Here is a 15,603-nt window from a genome sequence, read left to right on the forward strand (position 1 = left end):
CTGTGGATGAAAGCGGCGATCGAGGCGCGTAGCCGATCGCACCGATCGTCTCCCTCGTCTGCCGCGGCATGACGAGGGCGCGTGCCGGCCTGTCGTGCCGGCGTGACAAGAGGCGCGCATTGTACCCGCCGCGGGCGGGGTGGGGCCACGTCGGAGCGGCCATGCGTTACACTGGCGGCTTGATCGAACCAAGAGGTGAGCGCGTGACCCTGCTACGTCTGGAACAGCTTCAACTGGCCTACGGCCCCCAGGTGCTTCTCGACGGCGCCGACCTGGTGCTGGAGAAGGGCGAGCGCCTGGCCCTGGTGGGCCGCAACGGGACCGGCAAGTCGACCCTGCTCAAGCTGGTGTCGGGCGAGAACCTGCCGGACGGCGGCCACATCTGGCGCGCGCCGGGCCTCAAGATCGGCGTGCTCGCCCAGGACCTTCCCGATGCCTCCGGCGAGACGATCTTCGACGTGGTCGCCCAGGGCCTGCCCGAGGCCGGCGAGCTGCTGTCCGAGTATCACCATCTGGTGCAGCAGGCCGAGCCGGACATGGCGCGCATGGCGAGCCTGCAGACGCGGCTCGAGGCCATCGACGGCTGGTCCTTCCACCAGCGCATCGACGTGGTGCTGACCCGGCTGGGGCTGCCCGAGGACGCCGCCATGGCCGATCTCTCGGGCGGTTGGCGGCGCCGCGTGGCGCTGGCCCGGGCGCTGGTGGCCGAGCCCGACCTGCTGTTGCTCGACGAGCCCACCAACCATCTGGATCTGGACACCATCGCCTGGCTGGAGGAGCAGCTTTCCGCCTTCGCCGGCGCGGTGCTGTTCATCACCCACGACCGGGCCTTCCTGTCGCGGCTGGCCACCAACATCCTCGAGCTCGACCGCGGCCGCCTCGGGCGCTACCCGGGCGACTATGCCAAGTACCAGGAGCAGAAGACCCACGAGCTGGAGGCCGAGGCACGGGAGAACGCCGAATTCGACAAGAAGCTGGCCCAGGAGGAGACGTGGATCCGCCAGGGCATCAAGGCCCGCCGCACCCGTAACGAGGGCCGCGTGCGCGCCCTGCAGCAGATGCGCCGGGAGCGCGGCGAGCGCCGCGAGCGCCAGGGCCGCGCCAGTCTCTCGGTGGACAGCGGCGAACGCAGCGGCAAGCGGGTCGTGGAGCTCTCCCACGTCAGCCAGTATTACGACGCCGAGGCGATCATCCGCGATCTCAGCCTCGAGGTGCAGCGGGGCGACCGCATCGGCCTGATCGGCCGCAACGGCGCCGGCAAGACCACCCTGCTCAAGATCCTGCTCGGCGAGCTCGAGCCCAGCGACGGGCGGGTGCGGATGGGCACCAAGCTGCAGGTGGCCTACTTCGACCAGCTGCGTGCCGGCCTCGAGCCCGAGAAGAGCGTCTACGACAACGTCGCCCAGGGCAGCGACCGCATCACCGTCGGCGGGCGCGACCGCCATGTGATGAGCTACCTCCAGGACTTCCTGTTCACGCCCGAACGGGCACGCCAGCCGGTCAAGGCGCTGTCCGGGGGAGAATCCAACCGCCTGCTGCTGGCCAGGCTGTTCACCCAGCCGGCCAACGTGCTGGTGCTCGACGAGCCCACCAACGACCTGGACGTGGAGACCCTGGAGCTGCTCGAGGAACTGCTGCTCGACTTCGACGGCACCCTGCTGCTGGTCTCCCACGACCGCGCCTTCATGGACAACGTGGTGACCAGCGTGCTGGCCTTCGAGGGCCAGGGCGTCGTGCGCGAGTACGTGGGCGGCTACCACGACTGGGTACGCCAGGGCGGCAAGCTGCCGCCGGCGCCCTGGGAAGGGGCCGCTCGTCAGGCGGCGGAGCCGGTGGCCGAGGCCTCGCCCGAGGCCGCGCCGGCCAGGGAGAACGCCGTGCCGGCGGCCAAGGCAGCGCCCAGGCGGGCCAAGCTGTCCTACAAGCTGCAGCGCGAACTCGACGGCCTGCCGGCGGAGATCGAGCGCCTGGAGGCGGCGGTCGCCGACTTCGAGGCCCGGGTCGGCGACCCGGCCTTCTATCAGCAGGACACCGACACCGTCACCGAGACCCTGCAGGCGTTGAGCGACCGGCAGGCGGAGCTCGACGCCGCCATGGAGCGCTGGATGGAGCTGGAGGCGATGGCCGCGGGGGAAGCCTGACACATGAAAGGCGCCCCACGGGGCGCCTTTCGCACGCTGGGTTCGGCGGGGCTTATTCCTCGCTCTGCTCGCCGTCCTTGCCGACGCGCACCGCCAGGACGTCGCACTTGGCGCCGTGCAGCACGCCGGTGGAGGTCGAGCCCAGCAGCAGGGCGAAGCCGTGGCGGCCGTGTGAGCCGACCACGATCAGGTCCACGCCCTGTTCCTCGGCGAAGCGGTGGATCTCGGTGTCGGGCATGCCCACCACCACGTGCTGATTCTCCTTGTCGACGTTGGCGTCGGCGATCTCCGCCAGGCGCTGCTTGGCGTGCTCGTCGAGCTGGTCCTGGATGCTGGTGAGGTCCATGGGTATGTCGCCGCCATAGGCGAAGCCGAGAGGTTCGAGGGTATGCATGATGGAGAGCTTGGCGTGGTTGCGGTCGGCGATCTGCATTGCCCGCTCCAGCACCTTGTGGGAGTCCTTGGTCAGGTCGACGGCGACCAGGACGTGACGATACTCGTTGCTCATGGCAGTGCCTCCGGCAGGGTCCGAGTGGGATGGCTGCCTTCCACTCTAGGACGCACGACGAGACAAGACAACGACTTGCATCAAGAAAGGAACAGGAAACGCTTATGATCTGGCTGATCATCGCGATGGTCGTCGGGCTGGTGTTCGCCCCGGCCATGTGGCTGCGGCCCAGCCCTCGCCAGCAACGCGCGACGCGCCTGCGCGATGCGGCGGCGCGGGCCGGCATCCAGGTACGCCTGGCGCCCTCGCCGTTGCATCAGGACGCCGGCCACCTGCCTGCCTACCGCTGGGCCTATGCGCCGCAGCGGCCGGGCCCCGACTTCATGCTGGTGCGCGATGCCGAGGCCAGCCAGACCCTGCGGCCCTTCGTCGCGGGCTGGCGCTGGCGCATGGAACCGTTGCGCCCCCTGCCGGAGAACGTGCGGCAGCACTTCGAGGCGCTGCTGGCGACGCTGCCCGACGACGCGGTGGCGGTGGAGTCGGGCCACGATGCGCTGATCCTGTGGTGGGACGAATCGCTGGAACAGGGAGCCCTGGCTCCGCTGGCCGAGGGCATGGCCGAGCTGCGCGACGGCCTGGCGGGACGCCCGGACCGGCCCGAGGCGCACGCCGGACTGAAGGGACCCCGCGCCTGAGCGCGGGGTGAGGTAGGTGTTGTCCGAAAAGTCGGCGAGCGAAGACCTAGGGCTAGGCCCGTTCCCGTCGGGCCAACGCACTTCCCACTTCCGTGTGGGTCGCAAGGCAAAAATCAGTGACAAGACGGACCGGGCTCGCGTGCGAGTTTACGGGTGGTAAATGAGCATTTTGAGCTGATTTTTAACGCCGTATGGTCGAGCACGGGCAGTGTTCAGACAAAGCCTAGTCTTCTTCCCGGGCCTGGATCGCCAGCCCGTTGGCCTCGATGCGCGACAGCAGCTCGCTGAGCTGGGCGACTTCCTCGCTGGAGAGCCCGTCGAGCATCTCCCTGCGGGCCTGGCTGACCACGGCGTCGATGCGCTCGAGCAACGGCGCGGCCGCGGCGGTGAGCACGATGCGCTTGGTGCGCCGGTCCTGGTCGCAGGGGCGGCGCTCGATCAGCCCCTGTTCGGCGAGCTGATCCAGGGTGCGCACCAGCGACGGCGCCTCGACGCCGATGGTGCGGGCCAGGTCGCACTGGGGCTGGTCGTCGCCCATCTGCCAGAGGTGATAGAGGGTGACCCAACGCGTCTGGGTGAGCCCTTCCGGGGCCAGGCGTCGATCGATGATGGCCCGCCACAGGCGCGGCAGGCGAGAGAGTTGGAAACCGATGTTGGGGTGCATGGGACTCTGCATAAACGGGAAAGCCTGATCAGATTGTCCGGAGCCGTGGCGTGTAATGCAAGCTGCGCCATCAGGCGTCGGGCGCCGGGCGGGCGATCAGCCGACGCAGGTCCAGCCCGGGGATGCCCGGCGGTGGCTGGATGCGGCCGTCGGCCCGGGTGGCCCGCTCGGCCGCGTCGCTGACGTGGAAGCGCAAGACCCCGATGCGCTGGCCGCTGGCCGTCATCACGTCGACCCGCCAGTCGCCGGCCGGCGACTCGGGGAAGCGGCGCTTGTGGGTCCAGGCCCGATAGCCCGCCTCGCGCCCGCCCTGGATCTCCAGCGGGATGCGATCGACCAGCTCGCCGTCGTGGCGCCACTCGTGGACGACCTCCTCCTTGAGGCCCCGCGGGGCGTGGATGGCGGTGTAGGCATAGAGGCCGTGGCCGGTCAGCGCCTCGGGGGTCAGGCGCAGGCCGCCCTCCGGGGCCCGAGCCTGCTCGTCGAAGGAGGGCGACAGGGCATAGCCCGAGAGCCACAGGCTGGCCGGCGGCACCCAGCCGCGCCCCAGCCAGCCGAGGCCGGCCAGCAGCGGCAGCAGGGCCAGCATGGCCAGCCAGCGCCCCAGGTTCAGGGGGCGCAGCAGCTGCATCAGGCTCGGCAGGCTGAACACCACCATGGCGGCCAGCGCGATGACCAGGCTCTGGCCGGTGGTCAGGTGCAGCAGGGTCGGCAGTGTCACCAGCACCACCAGGAACACGCACTGGGCATGGAAGGCGAAGTACAGCCAGCGGTGGCGGGCCGCCAGGCGGTAGTAGAGCGGGTCGAGGATCGACAGCAGCGACAGGCTCATCATCAACACCGTGAATACCAGCTGGCCGCTGCTCCACACCGTGGTCGCCAGCAGGAACGGCAGCGCGAAGAACAGCGTCTCCTGGTGGACCATCTGGGCGATGAAGGTGGTGATGCCGCGGGGCAGGGCGGGATAGCCGCGGTTCGTCAGCCAGCGGGCGATCAGGCTCTCCGAGAGCAGCAGCACCCAGGCCACCAGCATGCCCAGCGCCAGGGCGGCGCCGAGCCACTGCTGGCGCTCCACCAGGAAGAAGCTCGCCATCCCGGCGGCGAAGGCCACCGGCGGCCACAGCCAGTGCCAGGGGCGGGCACGCTCGGCCAGGCGGGCCAGGCGGCGTTGCCAGGCCTCGAAGCGGGAGGCGCGGGCGTCGGGAGGAGGAAGCAGGCGGTCGGCGGTCATGGGCGCATCCTAGCAGGGCGCGCGCCGCAGCGGGAGTCGCCGTGGCGCGACGGGGCGGTCGGGAAGGGCTTGACGTTCCCCGCGGACTGGCCCAAGCTGAACGAATCAAACGGCCGTATGAATTCCTGCACGGAGATTCGTGGATGATCTATCAAGGCAATGCCATCACCGTGGCACGCGATGACGACGCCGTCGCCACCCTGACCTTCGACCTCGCCGACGAGTCGGTCAACAAGCTGTCGGCGGCGGTGGTCGAGGAGCTCGCCGAGGCGGTGGAGGCGCTTCGCAACGCCCGGGACCTCGAGGGGCTGATCCTGACCAGCGCCAAGGAGGCCTTCATCGTCGGTGCCGACATCACCGAATTCCACGCCATGTTCGAGAAGGGCGAGGCCGAGATCCTGGCCATGCTCGAGCGGGTGCACGGTATCTTCAATGCCCTGGAGGATCTGCCGTTTCCCACCGTCACCGCGCTCAACGGCCTGGCCCTGGGCGGCGGTTGCGAGGTGGCGCTGTCGACGGATTTCCGGGTGATGAGCGAGTCGGCCCAGCTCGGCCTGCCCGAGACCAAGCTCGGCATCCTGCCCGGCTGGGGCGGCTGCGTGCGCCTGCCGCGGCTGATCGGTGCCGACAATGCCATCGAGTGGATCGCCGGCGGCACCCAGAACAAGGCCGACGAGGCGCTGCGCATGGGCGCGGTGGATGCCGTGGTACCCGGTGAGGACCTCGCGGCAGCGGCCCGCGATCTGCTCGATCGCGCCCGGGCCGGTGAACTGGATCACGAGGCGCGACGCGCCGAGAAGACGACGCCGCTCAAGCTCGACGCCATCGAGCAGATGATGGCCTTCGAGACCGCCAAGGGCTATGTGGCGGGCAAGGCCGGGCCCCATTACCCGGCGCCGATCGAGGCCATCAAGGTCATCCAGAAGGGCGCCGGCGAGGGCCGGGAGCGCGCCCAGGCCATCGAGGCCAAGGCCTTCGCCAAGCTGGCGAAAACCGAGGTCTGCTACAACCTGGTGGGCCTGTTCCTCAACGATCAGCTGGTCAAGAAGCAGGGCGGCCGCTATGCCAGGCAGGCGCGCCCCGTCGAACGGACCGCGGTGCTGGGCGCCGGCATCATGGGCGGCGGCATCGCCTACCAGAGCGCGTCCAAGGGCACGCCCATCCTGATGAAGGACATCAAGGAGGAGGCCATCGAGCTGGGGCTCAAGGAAGCCCGCAAGCTGTTCGCCAAGCAGGTCGAGCGCGGCAAGTTCTCCGTCGAGCAGATGGCCGAGCGGCTGACCAACATCCGCCCGACGCTGTCCTACGGCGACTTCGCCGGGGTCGACCTGGTGGTCGAGGCCGTGGTGGAGAATCCCAAGGTCAAGGGCGCCGTGCTGGCCGAGGCCGAGGAGGCGGTCAGCGAGGACACCGTGCTGGCCTCCAACACCTCGACCATCTCGATCACCCGCCTGGCCGAGCACCTCAAGCGCCCCGAGAACTTCTGCGGCATGCACTTCTTCAACCCGGTGCATCGCATGCCGCTGGTCGAGGTGATCCGCGGCGAGAAGACGTCTGACGCCGCCGTGGCGGCCACCGTGGCCTATGCCCGTCAGATGGGCAAGACGCCGATCGTGGTCAACGACTGCCCGGGCTTTCTGGTCAACCGGGTGCTGTTCCCCTACTTCGGCGGCTTCAGCCAGCTGGTGGCCCAGGGCGCCGACTTCCGCCGCGTGGACAAGGTGATGGAGCGCTTCGGCTGGCCCATGGGCCCCGCATACCTGCTCGACGTGGTGGGCATGGACACCGCGGTGCATGCCGGCGAGGTGATGGCCGAGGGCTTCCCGGAGCGCATGGCCGGCATGGGCAGCGGCGGCGGCAAGAGTGCGATCCAGCTGATGGTCGACCACGAGCGCCTGGGCCAGAAGAACGCCAAGGGCTTCTACGCCTATGAAGAGGACAAGAAGGGCAAGCCGAAGAAGGTCGTCGACGAGGCCGCGCTGGAACTGGTCGCGCAGCTGGCCGAGGGCGAGCGCGACTTCTCCGACGAGGCGATCATCGCCAGGATGATGGTGCCGCTGTGCCTGGAGACGGTGCGCTGCCTGGAAGACGGCATCGTCGGCAGCGCGGCGGAAGCCGACATGGCGCTGATCTATGGCATCGGCTTCCCGCCGTTCCGCGGCGGCGCCCTGCGCTATATCGATGCCCTGGGCGTGGACGCCTTCGTCGCCCAGGCCGACGAGCTGGCCGCCGAACTCGGGCCGCTCTACGCCCCCACCGACGAGCTGCGCGAGATGGCCCGCCGGGGTGAGCGTTTCTATCAGGATGGCGGTCAGGCCTGATTCACCGCGTTAAGGAGAGAAGTTCGATGAGTTTGCATCCGAGAGACATCGTGGTGGTCGACGGCGTCCGTACCGCCATGGCCAAGGCCAAGCACGGCGCCTTCCGCCACGTGCGCGCCGAGAACCTGTCCGCCGCCGTCATGCAGTCGCTGTTCGACCGCAACCCCGGGCTCGACCCGAAGGAGGTCGACGACGTGATCTGGGGCTGCGTCAACCAGACCCTGGAGCAGGCCATGAACATCGCCCGCAATGCGGCGATCATGACCGGCATTCCGCGCAGCGTGCCTGCCCAGACCGTCAACCGGCTGTGCGGCTCCTCGATGAGCGCACTGCACATCGCCGCGGCCAATATCCGCGCCGGCATGGGCGATTTCTACGTGATCGGCGGCGTCGAGCACATGGAGCATGTGCCCATGACCCACGGCGTCGAGGTCAACCCGGCCGCCAGCAAGCATGCCGCCAAGGCCGCCATGATGATGGGCCTGACCGCCGAGCTGCTGGGCAAGATGCATGGCATCTCCCGGGAGGACCAGGACGCCTTCGGCGTGCGTTCCCACCGGCTCGCCCAGGCCGCCCTGGACAACGGCGGCTTCGACCGCGAGATCATCGGCGTCGAGGGCCACGACGCCGAGGGCCGTCGGGTCCGCGTCGACCGCGACGAGGTCATCCGCGCCGATGCCAGCCTGGAGAGCATGGCCGGGCTCAAGCCGGTGTTCGACCCCAGGAACGGCACCGTCACCGCCGGCACCTCCTCGGCGCTGTCGGTGGGCGCCAGCGGCATGGCGGTGATGAGCGCCGAACGCGCCCAGGCGCTGGGCCTGGCGCCGATCGCACGGGTGCTGTCCACCGGCGTGGCGGGCTGCGACGCCTCGATCATGGGTTATGGCCCGGTGCCGGCCTCGAAGAAGGCGCTCAAGGCCGCGGGCCTGACCATCGACGACATCCAGACCGTCGAGCTCAACGAGGCCTTCGCCGCCCAGTCGCTGCCGGTGCTCAAGGACCTCGGCCTGCGCGACCGCATGGAGGAGGCGGTCAACCTGCACGGCGGCGCCATCGCCCTGGGCCATCCGCTGGGCTGCTCCGGGTCGCGGATCTGCACCACCCTGCTCAACGTGATGCGTGAGCGCGACACCACCCTGGGCCTGGCCACCATGTGCATCGGCATGGGCCAGGGCGTGGCCACGGTGTTCGAGCGCCTCGAGTAAGCGCGATGGCCGTTCGCGGCCGGTCCCGTAACGTCACGACGGCACCCCTCGGGGTGCCGTCGTCGTTTGCGCTCAGTCGTTGCCGGTCTGCTGGAGCTGCTGCACCGAGGCGACCAGGTCGTTGAAGCGCTCGCCCTGTACCTGGACGTGGGACTGGATCTCGGCCTCGGCCCGCTGCTCGTCTCCCTCGGCGATCGCCGACAATACTCCCTCGTGTTCCGACAGCGAGCGCTCGAGCCGATGGCGCAGGTGGAGCTGCATGCGCCGATAGGGCTGCAGCACCGCATGCAGGCGTGCGGCTTCCTGGGCCAGGAAGCGGTTGTGGCTGGCCTCGTAGATGCGCTGGTGGAAGACGCCGTTTTCGTAGTAGTAGCCGTTGGCATCCCCGGCCTCGGCCAGCCGGCGGCAGGCCTCATGGGCCTCGCGCAGGCCCGCCAGCTCCTCGGTGGTGATGCGTCGCGCCGCCAGTCGCGCGCACATGCCCTCCAGCTCGGCCATCACCTCGAAGCGCTCCACCAGCTCGGCCACGCTGAGCTGGGTGACGAAGGTGCCGCGCTTCGGCACCACCTTGACCATTCCCGACATCGCCAGCTGCTGGATCGCCTCGCGGACCGGGGTACGCGAACACTGGTACTCCCGTTCCAGCGCTTCAGGGTCGAGGCGCGCCCCGGGGGGATAGCGCCCCTTGATGATGGCGTCCTCCAGCAGGTCGCGCAGTCGCTGCGCCTGGGAAACCTTGCCCATTTCCGGTCCTCCTGCTTGACACATTCATATCTTGTCTCTATTTGTTATATATAACAACCCGACATGATATATCTATAATTAGCTCATGTTGATGATCAGTACGCTGGCTATCCGCCCAATAACAACAGTCCTTCGACAAGAGGAAGCGAAAGATGCGTGCAAAGAGCCTAGAAATGAACGACCACCCTTCGCCCGAGGGCAGCGTCATTCAGCGCTGGCTGGAACGGCTGGGAGACGGCATCGCCGTCTTCGGAACCCGCTGGATACCGGATGCCTTCTCATTTGCCGCGGCCTTGACCATCCTGATCTACGCCGCGGCCCTGCTGGCCACCGATCGGGGGGCCATCGAACTGGTGGACGATTGGTACGGCGGTTTCTGGAAGTTGCTGGCCTTCGGCATGCAGATGGTCCTGGTCGCCGTGACCGGCTATGGGCTGGCTACCGCTCGGCCCGTGCAGCGGGCCCTGCGATGGCTGGCCAGGCGTCCCGGAAGCGCGCGAGGTGCGGTGGCCATGACGGCCGCCGTGGCACTGATCCTCGGCTTCCTGCATTGGGGCGTGGCCCTCATCGTGGGGGCTTTCCTTACCAAGGAAGTGGCGATCTCGGCTAAACAGCGCGGCCTCAAGGCGCATTTCCCGCTGATTGCGGCCGGTGGCTATTGCGGGATTGCCCTCTCGCAATCCGGGTTGTCGGGCTCGATCCCGCTGTTGGTGAATACCCCGGAACACTTCCTTGAGGACACGATGGGGCTGCTGCCCTTGTCGGAAACGCTCTTCCAGCCCTATGTCCTGGTGTTCCTGCTGCTCACGTTGATCATCACTCCCTTGCTGCTGGCGAGCCTGCATCCGCATCGTGACCGGGTATCCGAGATCGCTATCAATGACACCGGCATGGTCGACGATAACGACACGTCGGGCGAGGAGCCGTCGAGCCCGGCCGAACGCTTCAATCGTAGTCGTCTATTGATGTGGCTGATCGTTGCCGGCGGTCTGCTGTACGTGGCGCGCTATATCGCGGCGCAGGGGCTGCTGGGATTGAATCTTAATGTGCTCAACTTTGCCTTTCTGATGATTGGCCTGTTGTTACACGGTTCGCTGGCCAACTACGGGCGTGCCATTGCCGACGGCGTGTCGGCAACCAGCGGTATCATCCTACAGTTTCCCTTTTATGCCGGAATCCTCGGCCTGATGGCCGGCAGTGGCCTGTTGATCATGATCGCCGACTGGTTCGTCAACATCTCGACCCCTGCGACTTTCCCCGTGTGGTCGATGATCAGCGCTGGCCTGGTCAACTTCGCCGTCCCCTCCGCCGGTGGCCAGTGGGCCATCCAGGGCCCGGTCGCACTCGAGGCTGCTTCGCAGCTCGGCTTGCCCTCCCACGTCGCGGTCATGTCCGTGACGCTTGGGGACCAACTGACCAACTTGATTCAACCCTTCTGGCTGCTGCCGCTGCTGGGGATCACCGGGCTCAAGGTCGGCCAGGTGCTGGGCTATACCGCCATCCTGATGGTCGCCATCTTTGCAGTATGTGCAGGTTGCTTGATGTTTCTGGTTTGACTTCGGAAATCAAGAATTCACTTGCTCGTGAAATCAGGCATAACGCCTGCTGAAGATAGCCGAAAGAGAGATATAACAATGACCACTATGACGACACCACGCCAAGCCAATACCACTGCGCAGCAACCATGCGAACCTGCGGGGGGAGAACTCGTCAGGCTGACAGCGACGCAAGCCGTCGAATTGCTCAAGAAACGCGAAGTCTCTCCTCTGGAGCTCGTCGATGCTGCCATCGAGCGCATCGAGGCCATCGAACCCACAGTCAATGCGCTCCCGATCCAGTGGTTCGACCAGGCCAGGGAAGCGGCCAGGCGGTTCGCGATGAAGCCACCTGAGGGAGAGGATAGGCCCGGCTGGTTGGCGGGGCTGCCGATCGCGGTCAAGGACTACAATGATGTGGCCGGTCAGGTCACGACCTATGGTTCGCCCATCTTCGCCGACAGCGTGGCGGCGGAATCGGACCTGACGGTGCGGACGCTGGAGACCAACGGCGCCATTCCTCTCGCCAAGTCGAACGTTCCCGAATTCGCCGGGGCCAATACCTTCAATACCGTGTTCGGCGCCACGCGCAATCCCTGGAACCTGAACATGACCGTGGGCGGCTCCTCGGGGGGCTCGGCGGCGGCGCTGGCTTCCGGGGAGATCTGGCTGGCGACCGGCAACGATCTGGGCGGTAGCCTGCGCATTCCTGCCAGTTACTGTGGCATCGTCGGCATGCGACCTAGCGTGGGACGCGTAGCGCGCAGCGTGTCGCGCCTGCCCTTCGATCCGCTGTTCGTCGAGGGCCCGATGGCACGCAACGTCGCCGATGTAGCGCTGATGCTCGATGCCCAGGTCGGCACGAGCACTCACGATCCCATCGCCTTGCCGGCGCCGGCGGTGCCCTTCCAGGAGGCGGTGCGTCGGCCGAGGCCACCTAAGCGGGTGGCGTTTACCCCCGATCTCGGCCTGAGCCGGGTCGATCCCGAGGTCGCCGAGATCTGTCGGGCCGGCACCGCGAGGTTCCTGGACATGGGAAGCGCGGTGGAGGAGGGCGGTCCCGACTTTAGCGGTGGCCTCGAGGCCTTTCAGACCCTCCGGGCGAACCTGGTGGCATCGCTCTATGGCGATCTGCTGGACCAGCATCGCGAGCGCATCGCGCCGGAGATCATCTGGAATATCGAGAAGGGGCTCAAGCAGCCTGCCGAGGAGATGGTGTACGCCGAGCGTCAGCGGGCCGCCCTCTACCATCGCGTCGCGACCTTCTTCGAGGACTACGATGTTCTGGCCTGCCCCACCGTGACCGTGCCGCCCTTCCCGGTCGAGCAGCGCCACCCCACCGAGATCGCCGGGGAGAAGCTCGATACCTATATATGCTGGATGTTCCTGACCTTCGTGATCACCCTGACCGGTTGCCCGGCCATTTCGGTGCCCTGTGGTGTCACCAAGGATGGCTTGCCCGTGGGCTTGCAGCTGATTGGCCGCCCCCAGGGCGACTTCGACCTGCTCTCCGCCGCGCAGCTGCTGGAAGAGGCGTCTGGGCTGGCCACGGCCCTGCCGATCATGCCCAGGTAAGGAAGCCAGGACATTCCGACTCGAGGCGCCCTCAAGGGCGCCTCGCTCCTTTCTGGGATGCGGCTTGAGCCTCAGCCGCGTCCCCTTGGGCCGGCACGTCTCAAGGGGGAGGGGGCGGTCGCACGAGTCGGGAATCGGACTAGCGGGCGCAGTCTCCTTGACAGATCTATACCTTTTCTCTATTTGTTATATATAACAGAATCAAAAAAATATTTATCGATGCCTCCCCATCCAACAACGACAATCGAGGAAACGCAGCATGCCAACCGATGAATTGACGCCGAGCGCAGCTCCCGCGGGCGAGGGCAGTGTATTGCAGCGCTCCATGCAGCAACTGGGAGAAAGCGTTGCTGCCTTCAGTAGCCGCTGGGTCCCCGATGCCTTTTCCATCGCCGTGGCTTTGACCCTGGTTGTCTATCTGGCGGCCATGGCGACGACCGACAACGGGCCCGTCGAGCTGGTCGATGCCTGGTACGGCGGTTTCTGGAACCTGCTGTCCTTCGGGATGCAGATGGTACTGATCGTGGTGACGGGCTATGGCCTGGCCACGGCGCCGCCGGTGCAGCGTGGGCTGCGCTGGTTGGCCGAGCGTCCCTCCAGCGCCAGGGGTGCCGTGGCCCTGACCACCATCACCACCGGCCTGTTGGCCTTCCTGCACTGGGGCGTGGCCCTGGTGGTGGGTGCCTTCCTGGCCAAAGCCATGGCTCACTCCGCCAAGCGTCGTGGGCTTAAGGCGCACTTTCCGCTGATCGCCGCCGCTGGTTACGGCGGTGCGGTCATTTCCCAGACCGGTCTGTCCAGCTCGGCGGCCTTGCTGGTCAACACCCCAGGACATTTCCTGGAGGAGCGGATCGGCCTGCTGCCGCTTTCCGAGACCATCTTCCAGCCCTATAGCCTGGTGTTCGTGATCCTCACCTTGCTGGTGGCCCCCTTGCTGCTGGCCAGTCTGCATCCTTCCCGGGAGCGAGCGGTTGAGATACAGGGCGGAGAAGAGCGCGCCCCGGTCGAGGAGGGCACCGCCACTCCCGCCGAGCGCTTCGGCCGTAGCCGGTTGTTGATGGGCGCGATCGTCGCCGGCGGCCTGCTCTACGTGGCCCGTTACCTCGGCGACAACGGCCTGCTGGGCCTGAACCTCAATGTACTCAATTTCGCCATGCTGATGCTCGGGTTGCTGCTGCACGGCTCCCTGGCCCACTACGGGCGTGCCATCGGTCGAGGTAGCTCGGCGGTGGGGGGCATCATCCTGCAGTTTCCCTTCTATGCCGGCATCCTCGGGTTGATGGCTGGCAGCGGCCTGCTGGCGATGATTGCCAAGACCTTCGCTGCCATTTCCACCCCCGTCACCTTTCCGCTATGGACCATGATGAGTGCCGCCCTGGTGAATTTCGCCGTGCCCTCCGCCGGAGGCCAGTGGGCGGTGCAGGGGCCCATCGTCGTGGAAGCGGCCGCCCAGCTGGGGCTGCCCTCTCATGTGGCGGTGATGACGGTAATGATGGGTGACCAGCTCACTAACCTGATCCAACCCTTCTGGCTGCTGCCGCTGCTGGGCATCACCGGCCTCAAGGTAGGCCAGGTGCTGGGCTACACGGCGATCCTGATGCTGGCCGTCTTCGTCCTGTGCGCCGGCAGCCTGCTGTTACTGGTGTGACTCGAGACCCGTTTCAAGGAGGTCCGTATGAGTGTCAATGTCAATTTCCTTCAGGGGCTGCTGTCGAGCATCTCCGCCCGGACGAGGGCGTACCGTGGTAATGCCGCTGGCCGGCATCCGGCGCTGGGCCTGGACACGATGTCCCGGGACTGCGACACCTTGATGGCACGGGGCGGCGAGGCATCACAGATCCTCATCGCCCAACGCATTCTCGAGGGCTACGCCGGTCTTGGGGAGGAGGAACGTCGGGATTTCTTCCTGCTTCTGGCCGAGCGCTATGCCGCCCGGCCGGAGGAGATCCATGCCGCCTACGCCGACTTTCGCGATGGCGAGGACAATGCCAGCCTGCAGCGCCTTTTCTCGGCCTGCGAGCCGCGTCGCCAGGAGCTTCTGAGGCGTCTCAACCTCTGTCCAGGCGGCACCTTTGAACTGGTCAAGATGCGTGCCGACCTGCTGGCCCTCATGCGTGAGATGCCGGCTCTGGCACCGCTGGATGCCGATTTCGCCCATCTCTTCGCCTCCTGGTTCAATCGGGGCTTCCTGGTCTTGGAGAGCATCGACTGGAACACGCCGGCGGTGGTGCTGGAGAAGGTCATTCGCTACGAGGCGGTGCACGAGATTCGGGACTGGGGCGATCTGCGGCGACGCCTCGATCCAGAGGACCGACGCTGCTATGCCTTCTTCCATCCGGCCATCGGCGACGAGCCGCTGATCTTCGTCGAGGTCGCGCTGTGTCGCGGCATTCCCGGCAATATCCAGGCCTTGCTCGCCGGCGGCGATGAGGTCGCGCCGGAGGACGCGGATACCGCGGTGTTCTATAGCATCAGCAACTGCCAGGCCGGGCTGAAGGGCATCTCCTTCGGCAACTTCCTGATCAAGCAAGTCGTGCAGGAGCTCAAGCGGGAGCTGCCCAACCTCGTTGACTTCGTGACGCTCTCTCCGGTACCGGGCTTCGGCTCCTGGCTGGCGAACCAGCGTGAGAAGGGGCGCTGTTGGCTTGCCGAGGACAAGGCAGCGTTGCTGGACAACGACCGTTGGAGGCAGGGCGACGAAGCGCGTCGTGTGCTCGAGCCCGAGTTGCGTGCCCTGGCCGCCCATTATCTGATTCACGAGAAGCGCCGCGGCCACCTGCCGTTGGACCCCGTGGCCCGCTTCCACCTCGGCAACGGCGCCAGCCTTCATCGGCTCAATTGGCCCGCCGATACCTCTGACAAGGGCCTGAGCCAGGCACATGGCCTGATGGTCAATTACCGCTACGAACTCGAGCGCATCGAGCAGAACCACGAGGCATTCAGTCGCGATGGCCGCGTGGCGTGCAGTGCCGAGATACGCCGCCAGGCGAAGCGTGCCGAATCTCTGCAGGCCGCACCGGCCGAGACGTCCCGATAAATCACCC

Annotated in this window: 12 protein-coding genes; 8 read left to right on the plus strand and 4 right to left on the minus strand. The window is 66.9% G+C overall.

Annotation, left to right across the window (positions count from 1 at the left end; genetic code table 11):
- Window positions 1–203: 203 nt before the first annotated feature.
- Complete coding sequence (locus tag ACXAFN_RS12640) at window positions 204–2,141, plus strand: ATP-binding cassette domain-containing protein (protein WP_474989159.1); 1,938 nt, start codon at window positions 204–206, stop codon at window positions 2,139–2,141.
- 52 nt (window positions 2,142–2,193) lie between these two features.
- Here the strand turns inward: ACXAFN_RS12640 and ACXAFN_RS12645 are convergent, their stop codons facing one another.
- On the minus strand, window positions 2,194–2,649 hold the full coding sequence (locus tag ACXAFN_RS12645; RefSeq protein WP_474989160.1) for a universal stress protein: 456 nt from the start codon (window positions 2,647–2,649) through the stop codon (window positions 2,194–2,196).
- Between the two features lie 104 nt (window positions 2,650–2,753).
- On the opposite strand from ACXAFN_RS12645, the gene ACXAFN_RS12650 reads away from it, so the two are divergent.
- On the plus strand, window positions 2,754–3,284 hold the full coding sequence (locus tag ACXAFN_RS12650) for a preprotein translocase subunit YajC (RefSeq protein ID WP_474989161.1): 531 nt from the start codon (window positions 2,754–2,756) through the stop codon (window positions 3,282–3,284).
- A gap of 223 nt (window positions 3,285–3,507) precedes the next feature.
- Here ACXAFN_RS12650 and slyA read toward each other — a convergent pair whose 3' ends face one another.
- Complete coding sequence (gene slyA / locus ACXAFN_RS12655; protein WP_474989162.1) at window positions 3,508–3,948, minus strand: transcriptional regulator SlyA; 441 nt, start codon at window positions 3,946–3,948, stop codon at window positions 3,508–3,510.
- Window positions 3,949–4,018: 70 nt separating this feature from the next.
- On the minus strand, window positions 4,019–5,179 hold the full coding sequence (locus ACXAFN_RS12660; RefSeq protein ID WP_474989163.1) for a DUF5924 family protein: 1,161 nt from the start codon (window positions 5,177–5,179) through the stop codon (window positions 4,019–4,021).
- Between the two features lie 143 nt (window positions 5,180–5,322).
- Here ACXAFN_RS12660 and fadB point away from each other — a divergent pair, with 143 nt between their 5' ends.
- Both fadB and fadA read left to right on the plus strand, forming a co-directional pair.
- Window positions 5,323–7,500, plus strand: a complete 2,178-nt coding sequence (fadB, locus tag ACXAFN_RS12665; RefSeq protein WP_474989164.1) for a fatty acid oxidation complex subunit alpha FadB — start codon at window positions 5,323–5,325, stop codon at window positions 7,498–7,500.
- Between the two features lie 26 nt (window positions 7,501–7,526).
- A complete protein-coding gene (fadA, locus tag ACXAFN_RS12670; protein WP_474989165.1) occupies window positions 7,527–8,705 on the plus strand; it encodes an acetyl-CoA C-acyltransferase FadA in 1,179 nt (392 codons plus the stop codon).
- 72 nt (window positions 8,706–8,777) lie between these two features.
- On the opposite strand, the gene ACXAFN_RS12675 is transcribed toward fadA, so the two are convergent.
- Complete coding sequence (locus ACXAFN_RS12675) at window positions 8,778–9,449, minus strand: GntR family transcriptional regulator (protein ID WP_474989166.1); 672 nt, start codon at window positions 9,447–9,449, stop codon at window positions 8,778–8,780.
- A gap of 152 nt (window positions 9,450–9,601) precedes the next feature.
- Between ACXAFN_RS12675 and ACXAFN_RS12680 the strand changes: the two genes are divergently transcribed.
- The 4 genes from ACXAFN_RS12680 to ACXAFN_RS12695 all read left to right on the plus strand — a co-directional run bounded on the left by ACXAFN_RS12680 (window position 9,602) and on the right by ACXAFN_RS12695 (window position 15,596).
- On the plus strand, window positions 9,602–11,005 hold the full coding sequence (locus ACXAFN_RS12680) for a short-chain fatty acid transporter (protein WP_474989167.1): 1,404 nt from the start codon (window positions 9,602–9,604) through the stop codon (window positions 11,003–11,005).
- 78 nt (window positions 11,006–11,083) lie between these two features.
- A complete protein-coding gene (locus ACXAFN_RS12685; protein WP_474989168.1) occupies window positions 11,084–12,559 on the plus strand; it encodes an amidase in 1,476 nt (491 codons plus the stop codon).
- 259 nt (window positions 12,560–12,818) lie between these two features.
- On the plus strand, window positions 12,819–14,207 hold the full coding sequence (locus ACXAFN_RS12690; protein ID WP_474989169.1) for a short-chain fatty acid transporter: 1,389 nt from the start codon (window positions 12,819–12,821) through the stop codon (window positions 14,205–14,207).
- A 27-nt stretch (window positions 14,208–14,234) separates the two neighbouring features.
- Window positions 14,235–15,596, plus strand: coding sequence for a malonyl-CoA decarboxylase (locus tag ACXAFN_RS12695; protein WP_474989170.1), 1,362 nt, complete (start codon window positions 14,235–14,237; stop codon window positions 15,594–15,596).
- Window positions 15,597–15,603: the final 7 nt, after the last annotated feature.

It is taken from the genome of Halomonas sp. ABH4_019 (genome assembly GCF_056159885.1).